This window comes from Intestinimonas sp., assembly GCF_026169115.1.
Classification (GTDB): domain Bacteria; phylum Bacillota; class Clostridia; order Oscillospirales; family Oscillospiraceae; genus Intestinimonas.
Map to the genome: position 1 here is coordinate 1 of NZ_JAPFEA010000071.1, position 9,683 is coordinate 9,683.

Below are 9,683 nucleotides of genomic sequence, written 5' to 3' on the forward strand. Positions count from 1 at the left end.
AAAGTCTATACCTACTGAAGGGGCAGGGAAACAGCGTGCGTACCGGGATACCCATCGAAGCTCGGCGTCCGGATGCCGCGCCCCGCGTCGGCAATCGCCATGTTCATATTGTATTCTACTGCCCCGGGCACAGTTTGGCGGCTCTTTGCGTATTCGTCCTCCGGGGAGAACCAGTTGTCGAGTCTGCCCGTCATCAGGGCATATTCCGCATAATCGATCCCGGCACTGCACAAATCCCGAAAAATATATTGCGCTGTACCCCAAGTAAGCAATGACATGTAGACCAGCCAAAGTGCCAACATCAGAGCGCCAAAGCGCACACTGATGGCGGTAAGAGAGGAGAACGTTTTGCCTTTCTTTCCACGCTTCCATCCAACAAATAGTATGAGGGATGCCAAAATCACCTTCAAAGATCCCTGGAAGATACTGTTTGCGATCAGCCGCTGAATAATACCGGCCTCATCATAGTAGGAGATGATATTCCGGCCGATCACAAGATAGTGGTAAAAATCCAACGTAGCCCAGAGAAACAGCAATACAGCAGCAATCCAATATCCTTTGGAGATCCGTTTCATGCTCACCCCTCCAATCGATACCCTGCTTTGATGACCGTCTTGATGCAGGCCGCATGTTCCCCCAATTTCTCCCGCAGCCGCTTGATATGGGTGTCCACCGCCCGGCTCTCCCCTTCGTAGTCATAGCCCCAGCACTTGATGAGCAGCTGCTCCCGGCTCATGACCATGTTTTTGTTCTGCATCAGACAGCGCAGAAGGGCAAATTCTTTGGGCGTCAGGGTTATCTCCCGTTTTTCAGTAAACGCCTTCTGCCGGGCCAGATCCAGGGTGATGCCACCTGCCTCCATTCGATCTCCGGCTAGAACATTGCGCTGATTGCGCTTGATCAGAGCCATGAGTTTGGCATAGAGTACAGACATGGTATGCTCGCACGCTTGCAGGCTGAGCAGTGTTTTTTCCGAGGCACATGTCCCCGGAAAAAACAGATTGAACTTGCTTCCGTCGTCTGCGGACGACGGAACTCTGCGAGGCTCTTGCACAAAATCTGAGTCATTCCTACTTTTTCGACAAGCTGAAGCGGGCACCCGGCCTGTGCCGGGTGCCCGCTTTTTCTTCTTAGCGGTACTGCTTGAAAACGCCATACGGCCCGCTGAAACAGCGGGCCGTACGGCAAAGTTGAGATAGAGAGGGACCCCCAATATAGGGCGGGAAACGAAGAAAAGCAGTATCCAAACGGGTAGGCGGCAGATTTAGTCTCTGCCCAAACCCATGGGAGTATCCTGGAAAATACGGGGGTCCATTAAGGGGACCACACCGTCCTTATCATCAACGATGGGCGCAAACTCCATCTGATCCAAAATATCGCGCTGAAGGTCGATACCGGGAGCAATTTCCGTGAGATGAAGCCCGTCAGGCCTGAGGCGGAAGACACAACGTTCGGTGATATAGGTCACCTGCTGACCGTTCTGCACCGCCATGTCACCGCTGAAGGTGACCTGCTCCACCTTGCGCAGGAACTTTTTGCTCCTGCCTTCCTGGTCGATGTGGACGGCTCCGTTCTGGATCCGGATCTTCAATCCGCCGGTGGTAAAGGTCCCGCAGAAAAAGACCTTCCGGGTGTTCTGTGTAATATCGATAAAGCCTCCGCAGCCGGCGATCTTGGGCCCGAAGCGGCTGACATTGATGTTTCCGTGCTGATCGCACTGGGCCAACCCCAGGTAGGCCTGGTCCAGTCCGCCGCCGTCATAGAAGTCGAATTGGTAACCCTGGTCCAGAATGGCATCGGCGTTGGCCGAGGCCCCAAACCTGGGACCGCCCTGAGGGATACCGCCCACAGGACCACCCTCCACTGTCAGGGTCATACGGTCGCCCACGCCTTCTTCTGCAGCCACCGAGGCCACGTATTCCGGCGCACCCACGCCCAGGTTTACGGCAATATCCGGCTCCAACTCGAAGGCGCCCCGCCGGCCGATGACCTTTTTGGCGCTGAGGGGCAGCGGGGCCAATTCAGCATCCGGCGCCCGGCGCTCTCCGGAGAGAACAGGGTCGTACCGGCAGCCGATGGACTGCTCATGGTCCTCCGGGCCGGCCACCACCACATAGTCCACATAGATGCCGGGCAGCTTGACCAGCCTGGGGTCCAGGCTGCCCGCCCGGACCACCTCCTCCACCTGGACCACCACCACGCCGCCGCTGTTCTTCACGGCCTGGGCCACCGAGGTGGCCTCCAGGGTGGCCACCTCCTTTTCCAGCGTCACGTTGCCCTTCTCATCGGCACAGGTCCCCCGCAGGAAGGCCACATGGATGGGAAAGGCGGGATAGAAGAGGTAATCCTTCCCCCTGATGGTGATGCGCTCCACCAGGTCCTCTGTGGTGACGCTGTTGACCTTGCCGCCGCCGTTGCGGGGATCGATGAAGGTCCCCAGTCCCACTGACGTGATGGTGCCCGGCTTGTGGGCGGCAATGTCCCGGAAAAGATGGCACAGGGCGCCCTGGGAGAGGTTATAGCCCTCGATTTCATTGCGCATGGCCATCTCCCCCAGGGCGGGCACCGTGGCCCAGTGGCCGGCAATGAAGCGTTTGAGCAGCCCCTTGTGGGCGTAGTGCTCACCGCCGCTGCCGTCCTTATTGCCCTGGGAGCTGGCGTAGACGTAGGTGAGGTCTCTGGGGTGACCTGTCTCCAGGAAACGCCGCTCCACCGCCTTGTTCAGCGCCTCCGGGATGCAGCTGGCCACAAAGCCGCTGGTTGTAAAGGTATCCCCGTCCTTGAGGAGGCCGGCCGCCGCCTCCGGGGAGATGATCTTGACCTTGCCCATGACCACTGCCCCCTTACAGGGTCTCCACCAAGCTCTGGAGCCGGGTGTGGATCTGTTCAAAGGATGTGGACTCCTGGTCCACCTCGATCATGAGGCTGCGGACCCCCTGGACCTCAAACTGCTTGTAGTAGATGGGGTAGTCCCACTCCTCGGGGTCGCAGAACTTCATCATGGCCACCACCACGGCGTCGGCTCCTGTCTTGCGGACCATATCCATGAGCATGGGGCCGCGCTGCTTCTGGGTGTCGGTGGCCACGGAGCAGCCGTACATCTTCTGCCAGACCCTGGCCAGCCGGTAGAGGGGCGCCTCGTCGCCGTCGGGCACATCCACCCGGATCTGGCGGGACTCCTGGGCCAGGTCGTCGGCCACGATGGCCAGGCCCAGCCGGTCAAAGAGCTCCAGCAGGCCGTTGGGCTCCAGCAGGATGCCGGTGACCACCACCTTTTTCCCGGTCCAGGGCTGGGGCGCCTCCGCCCGCACGGCCTCCATCAGCGCCCGCACCAGGGCGGTGTGGCGGGACTTCTCCATGAAGAGCCGGGCCTTGAAGACGGCGTGGCGGTCCACGGCGGAGATGACCTGGGGATACTGAGCGGCCAGGGCGGAAAATTCCCGCATGGCGGCCCGGTTCTCATTGTAGATCTGGATGGAGCGCTCCAGGGCGGCGTTGGTGATCTTCACCCCGGTGACGCCCTCCAGCTTCTCCTTCAAAATGGCGTACTCCTGCTCCAGAAAGCGGTTGGCCGCCTCCAGGCCCCGGTTCTGGGGGTGGGTGAAGACCAGCACGGGGGAGGTGCCCTTCCACTTCTGGGACATGCACTTGAGGGTGTCGCAGGGGACGGAGAAGACCACGGCGGCCAGGTCGTCGTAGACCCCCTCGCACTCCAGCTCCATGACTTGCTGCATGACGGAGCAGGCGAAGGGGGGCAGGTAGGTCCGGGCCTTGGTCACGGGGCGGCTGCCGCCCCAGAGGCCTACGGGGAGGAAGCCGGTGGCGTGGACCAGCTCCTCGGGAGCGTAGATGGGCATCATGCCGATGGCGCCCTTGCCCGTCTCGGCCAGGTGGTCGGCCATGGCCTTTCTGGGATCGCCGGCAATGGCTCGGAACTGCTCCAGCAGGACTTTGATGTTCTCTTCCATGACTACCGCTCCTTCCTCATGCCTGACCGCCGCCGGCGGCCTGCTCCATCATCTCGCCCAGGGCCTGGACCCGGGTGTCGTACTGGGCGGGAGCAAAGTTCCGGGGGTCGGTCTGATCGCCGTCAAAGCTGACGTAGGGCAGGCCGTTCTGCTCCTGGATGCGCTCGGCGGTCTCCACGTTCAGAAAGCTCATGAGCTTGCAGCTGCGGTTGAGGTGGTAGAGGACGCCGTCACACTGGCCCTCCTCCATGATCCGCCGCAGGACGGCCACCTTGTTGTCCAGGCAGGTGTTGATATAGGTGCGGGTATAGGCCTCAGCCATGGAGTGGAGGGACTCGTCCTCGGCGTCATAGGTCAGATCCCACATGTTGGGGTAGGCCGAGCCGGTCATGATGGTGCCCTGGTTCTTCAGGGTCTTGAAGGTGTGCCCCAGGTAGGGCCACACGGCGATGCCCTCCCAGGTGACCCGGTTCTTCTCGGCGCCCTTGAAGGCCGACTCACCCTTCTTGTACTTCTCCTCCAGCTCATCGGCAAACTTCCTGAAAGTGATCTCGGCGTAGTCGCGGCTGCGGGCGCACACCACCAGGGCCATGTAGTTGAAGAGGTCGAAGCCGTTGAGGGGGGAGGGCTTATAGCGGCTCATGGCGGCGATGCGGTTCCACTGCTCGATGGAGCGCTGGGTCTGACGGCGGACCTGGTGGAACTTCTCATAGTCGAAGGGCCGGCCGCAGATGACCTCCAGCTGGGAGATGGCGTTGCGGAACTCGTCGGCAATTATTCCTTGGCGTGCTCGGACACCGGCATGGTGTGGTTGAAGGGCACATCGATGACGATACAGGGGATGTTCAGCTCGGCGGCCAGGTTCTCATACCACTTAAGGAGGGTGTTGCAGATGTTGTTGCAGGTGATGACCAGGTCGGGAAGAGGGACCCGGGCAGCGGGGGAATTGGCCAGGGCCTCGGGGGTCTTGCCCGTCATGGCCTCCTCCTTCAGCAGCTCCATATAGCCCATGTTCACCCGGCCGTAGGAGCAGCAGTCCACGGAGTAGCCCATGCGGTCGGCCACCTCCAGCATGTCCATGGCCCCCTTCCGGGCGCCGATGCCAGCGGCGTGTGTCTCGGGATAGACCATGGCGATGTCCATGGCCACGCACATCTCCGGCGGCGCCACGGAGGCCGACCAGCACACCAGCTTGCCGTCGGCCTTGGCCTGTCGGGCCTCCTCATCCAGCTTGGCCTGATAGTAGGCCAGAAGCTCCTTGGCGGTCATCTCTTGGGTGGATTTCTCACTCATGCGGAGCGCTCCTTTCGCTTCATTTCCTCATAGGCCAGCAGCGCGGCGCCCAGAGCGCCGGTGAGCTGCGGGTTTTGGGCCACCACCAGGGGCACGCCCAGTTCCTTCTCAATGGCGTCGGCCACGCCGCCGTTCTTGGCGGCGCCGCCGCACAGGACCACCTCCCGCCGGACCCCCACCCGCTGGGCCAGGGCACAGGCCTTGGCCGCCACGCTGAAATGGACGCCGGCGATGATGTCCTCCTTGGCCGTCCCCCGGGAGAGGAGGGAGATGACCTCGGATTCGGCAAAGACCGTGCAGGTGCTGCTCACCTGGGCCGGATTCTTGGACCGGAAGTGGTATTCCCCCATCTCCTCCAGGGGCACCTCCAGCACCCGGGCCATGACCTCCAGGAACCGGCCGGTGCCGGCGGCGCACTTGTCGTTCATGTAAAACTGCCGGATGCCGCCCCGGTCGTCCAGGGCGATGGCCTTCACGTCCTGACCGCCGATGTCGATGATGGTGCGGACGTTGGGCTCCTCAAAGAAGACCCCCTTGGCGTGACAGGTGATCTCGCTCATCTGCTTGTCGGCCATCGGCAGGGCGGTGCGGCCGTAGCCGGTGGCCAGGATGAAGGCCATATCCTTCAGGTCGAGTCCGCTCTTGGCGGTGATCTTCTCCAGCACCCGTCCGGGACCGCTGCTGCCGGTGCCTGCCTGGACGGCCAGCCCCGCCACCACCTCCCTGCCATCCCGGAGGATGACCGCCTTGGAGGAGGCGGAGCCCACGTCGATGCCCATCGTGTACATGCCGTTTCCTCCCTCAGTGCCGGTCGCCCCGGTCGATGGGGCCTACGGTCTGGACCAGTTCGAAGAGGACGCCCTCCGAATAGCGGGGACGGAGGAAATTGACGATGATGTCGGAGGTACCCTCCACCGCCTCTTTCTCCAGCATCTCCAGTCCCTGGGCCTCCAGCTCCCGGCTGGCGGCCTCCACATCCTCCACCTCGAAGGCGATGTGGGCGATGCCGCCCTTGCCGCCGTTGAAGCGGGTGAGCACCCCCTCATGGGGGATGATGAACTCAATGGGACTCTCGTTGGGGCCGTATTTGGTAAAGATCAGGTCGGCGTGATAGCTCTTCACATAGCCTCGGTAATCCACTTCCAGACCGAAGAGCTCGATCAGGTGTTCCGCCTGTTCCACAGTGGGGAGGACCACTCCCACGTGGTGCATCCGCAGGGGCTTCATGCTGGTCACCCTTTCCTTTGAAGTGCCCCCAGTGTAGCACGGCGTCCGGCGTGAAGCCATGAAATGCAATGGACTTTTCTGGAAATGAGTTGCATCAAACTTGAATCTGCCTTGCAATTTGAATCAAGTTGACGGCAGGTTTGAAAAGTAAGCCCCTCTATGGTATACTGACCCCAATAGTGACCATGGGGAGGGACACGATATGACGGAGTATGGCGCGCTGCTCCGGCGCCTGCTGGACTTCACTGGCAGCAAGCTCTACGCCGTGGCCGACGAGGTGGGCTACGACGTCTCCTACATCAGCAAATGGTGCAACAAGGATCTGCTGCCGGCGCCCAAGACCGCCCACGCGGTGGATGTGGCGCTGGGCCGCTTTTTTGGTCAGGCCATCCGTCGGGACCGCGCGGAGGCGGCCTTTGACGCCGCCTTCCCCGGAGCCGGTGCGGAGGAGGAACTGGAGCCTCGAATCACCGCCCTTCTGACGGAGGCATACGATGCCTCCGTCCACCACCGGACCGCTGCCGCTCCGACTTCAGCGGCGGAGGCGGAGCTCTTCGTCCGGCACCACGAGATCTTGGGGCGTCTGCGGGCCATTCCCACCCCAGGTAAGGGGGAGACGGTGGTCTGCACCGTCGATCTGCTCACCCTGCTCAAAAGCCGGGATTTTCCCGCCCTGGAGCACCTCTTCCACGGCAGCGGCGTCCATATCCACGCCGCGCTGGACCTGACGGCCTTCCAGAGCGGCGGTCAGGAGGAGATGGAGCGGCTCTACGGCTTCCTCAGCCGGAACAGGGCGAGCTTCATCACCCTGTACGACGGCGCGGGGCTGGAGCGGGAAGGGCTCCTGGCGGCAGGCGAGCACTGTGGCATGCTCATGAGCATGGATGGCCGCGGAGAACTGGACGCCCTCGTCATGGCCCAGGGCGCGGCCGGAACCCATCTGCGGGAAACTGCCATGACCCGCCTTTCCGAGCGGCCCGTTCTGCTGAGCCCCGCCCAGCCGGAGGACATGCGCCGGGGCGGATACCGCACCGACTTCTACAGCCGGGATCAATTTCAGTTCTTTTCCCCCTACGGCTTTGAATTTCTGCTGCCCCCCTCCGTCTGCGAACCCATCCTTCAGGCCGGCGGACCGGCCGCCGGCCCCGTATGGGACCTCAGGCGGCTGTTCATCACCTGGGAGGAGGTCTTTCAAAAGAGCCACATCAACTTCTACCTGCTCAAGTCCTCCATGCTGCGTTACCTAGACTCGGGAGCTCTTCTCTTTGCCGACATCCCCTACCGCATGTCGCACGCCCAACGCCTGGAGCACCTGGAAAACATTAAGGAGCGGGTTCTGGCCAACCACGATATCCACTTTTTTGTGCTGGACGACGATGCCCTGCCGCCGGGACCGCCGCCGGGCTTTGGCGTCTATCTGAGCCCCAAAAAGCTCTTCCTCAAAAATCCCAGCGCCTATTTGGCGGGAACAGGTCCTATGTTCTATACCGTCCAGGGTGATGCGCTGATTCGGGCGGCCAGCCGGTATCTGGATGGCCTCCAGACACTGCCTGCCTGTCGGAGCTTCGATTACAGGGATGTTCCGGATCTGGAGCAGCGGTATGGTGGCATGATCTACCGCATGCTCACACTTCCGCAGGAGGAGCCGGGCTGAGCCCTTTCGGCACAGCTATCACCCGCCCATCGTACAAAAGGTACCACGTCCCAATGGGATGCGGTACCTTTTCCGGTATGCGGGCAAACGCCATCGCTCTTGCCCCGGGCAGCGTCGCTGTTTCCCGCTGGTGCAGGGAAAAACTGAGGCCCTGGCCCTCAAATAATGAGGGCCAGGGCCTTGGGGAATATTTTTTGAACCGGGAAAATCAGAGCCACGAGATACAGCCGATGACCGCCGAGACGAATATCGTACTGATGGTCATGGACGCCACATTGCTGACTGTGCCGTGGATGTAGGGGGTCTGTGGTCATCCAGCCACTCTGCGATGTGGGCGCCGATCACGCCGCCCACAATGCTCGAGACCAGGATAACCGGCATCGTAGCGCCATGGAGCAGGATACAGGCGGGGGCGGTACATACAACGGGTACATACGTAGCATACCAGCCCTTTTCCTGATACTTGCTGGTATAGAGAAATACGCCGATATAGGCCTCCGACTTTATCGCGGTGGCAGACTGCGCCGTAGCGTTGAGCGCATTCTGATACTCCTTGGTCAGGATCTGACAGTCCAGCTCCAGGGCATACAGCTCCCGCTCCGTTTTTTCCAGCTCAGACCACATCGAAAACAGGCTCTGCCTCCGCCGGTTGATCTCCTCCTGCATACCGTTTTTCAGCTCCAGAAGGCCGTACTCCGCCTTGGCCCGGAATTCGTTGGTCTGGACCGCGTGGTGAAGCGTCTCCTGAACCCTGCGCACCTCATCATGTATATCGGAATTTTCAAAAATTATAAAATTGTTTGGTTTTGCTCTGCGTTATCCAATAAGGGCGAGCATTGTCCCTGTTGGCAAGGGGATTTCAAAGGGGAACGGCGTTCTCCTTTGCCTGGGGTGTTCAGAGGGGATGAGTTCCCCTTTGAGCGGAAGAATCCAAAGAAACCGGCGGTTTCGTGGCACACGATTTTCCGCAGGAAAGTCTAGTGTGTTATACCTTTGCTTCCGGCTGACGCCGGGAAGGGGCTGGTTGCGGCAGCTGCAATCTGGGCAGATGAACGGTAGACAGACGCTTCCCGGTGGCAGTAGGGCAGGCGGATTTTGTGCGGTCACGGACGAAATCGGGATATGCACAGAGGGCAAAATCTGCCTGCCCGGAAAAGGAAGCAAAGGTATATCATCCCCCGTCCCGCCGCAGTGACAGCACCCTCGTTAGTCTACTTCTCCCTTAGATTTCTCACGGCTCTTATAAACATTGTACTGATTCTTACACCGTGGGCTGCAAAAGGCTGCATTGGATCGGCTGCCCAGGAACACCTTCTGGCAGTGTGAACTGAACCAGTAAAAACGGACAGTGACAAAATACCCCCTGATGTAGGAAAATAGACTACATCAGGGGGTATTGTTATGAGGAAACGAAATTACACACAGGTTCAGGGGCTGCTGCCGGAAATCAAAGTCATGCTGTCAGAGGGGAAAACGCAGCGGGAAGTGGCAGAGCACTTTGGGTTTCAGGATAAGTATGTGGTAAAGCAGCTGCTGGTACG

General features: G+C 60.7%; 8 protein-coding genes and 1 pseudogene. 1 reads left to right on the forward strand and 8 read right to left on the reverse strand.

All coding sequences use genetic code 11. The annotated features are described in order from the left end of the window. Nucleotides 1-11: 11 nt before the first annotated feature. The 7 genes and pseudogenes from Q0Y09_RS06725 to Q0Y09_RS06755 all read right to left on the reverse strand — a co-directional run bounded on the left by Q0Y09_RS06725 (nt 12) and on the right by Q0Y09_RS06755 (nt 6,488). Complete coding sequence (locus tag Q0Y09_RS06725; protein WP_297719494.1) at nt 12-575, reverse strand: hypothetical protein; 564 nt, start codon at nt 573-575, stop codon at nt 12-14. A gap of 2 nt (nt 576-577) precedes the next feature. Beyond that, nucleotides 578-910, reverse strand: a complete 333-nt coding sequence (locus tag Q0Y09_RS06730) for a winged helix-turn-helix domain-containing protein (RefSeq protein WP_297719497.1) — start codon at nt 908-910, stop codon at nt 578-580. 354 nt (nt 911-1,264) lie between these two features. Beyond that, nucleotides 1,265-2,830, reverse strand: a complete 1,566-nt coding sequence (locus tag Q0Y09_RS06735) for an acyl CoA:acetate/3-ketoacid CoA transferase (RefSeq protein ID WP_297719513.1) — start codon at nt 2,828-2,830, stop codon at nt 1,265-1,267. A gap of 13 nt (nt 2,831-2,843) precedes the next feature. Beyond that, nucleotides 2,844-3,968, reverse strand: a complete 1,125-nt coding sequence (locus Q0Y09_RS06740) for a 2-hydroxyacyl-CoA dehydratase subunit D (RefSeq protein ID WP_297719498.1) — start codon at nt 3,966-3,968, stop codon at nt 2,844-2,846. 16 nt (nt 3,969-3,984) lie between these two features. Next, nucleotides 3,985-5,261, reverse strand: a pseudogene (locus Q0Y09_RS06745) (2-hydroxyacyl-CoA dehydratase subunit D). Next, nucleotides 5,258-6,049: an acyl-CoA dehydratase activase gene (locus tag Q0Y09_RS06750; protein WP_297719501.1), complete on the reverse strand. Its 792-nt coding sequence runs from the start codon at nt 6,047-6,049 to the stop codon at nt 5,258-5,260. Before Q0Y09_RS06750 ends, Q0Y09_RS06745 begins: the two are co-directional and overlap by 4 nt. A gap of 13 nt (nt 6,050-6,062) precedes the next feature. Continuing rightward, complete coding sequence (locus Q0Y09_RS06755; protein ID WP_297719504.1) at nt 6,063-6,488, reverse strand: VOC family protein; 426 nt, start codon at nt 6,486-6,488, stop codon at nt 6,063-6,065. 202 nt (nt 6,489-6,690) lie between these two features. Between Q0Y09_RS06755 and Q0Y09_RS06760 the strand changes: the two genes are divergently transcribed. Then, complete coding sequence (locus Q0Y09_RS06760; protein WP_297719507.1) at nt 6,691-8,142, forward strand: hypothetical protein; 1,452 nt, start codon at nt 6,691-6,693, stop codon at nt 8,140-8,142. A gap of 261 nt (nt 8,143-8,403) precedes the next feature. Here Q0Y09_RS06760 and Q0Y09_RS06765 read toward each other — a convergent pair whose 3' ends face one another. Continuing rightward, complete coding sequence (locus Q0Y09_RS06765) at nt 8,404-8,901, reverse strand: hypothetical protein (RefSeq protein ID WP_297719511.1); 498 nt, start codon at nt 8,899-8,901, stop codon at nt 8,404-8,406. Between the last annotated feature and the right edge of the window lie 782 nt (nt 8,902-9,683).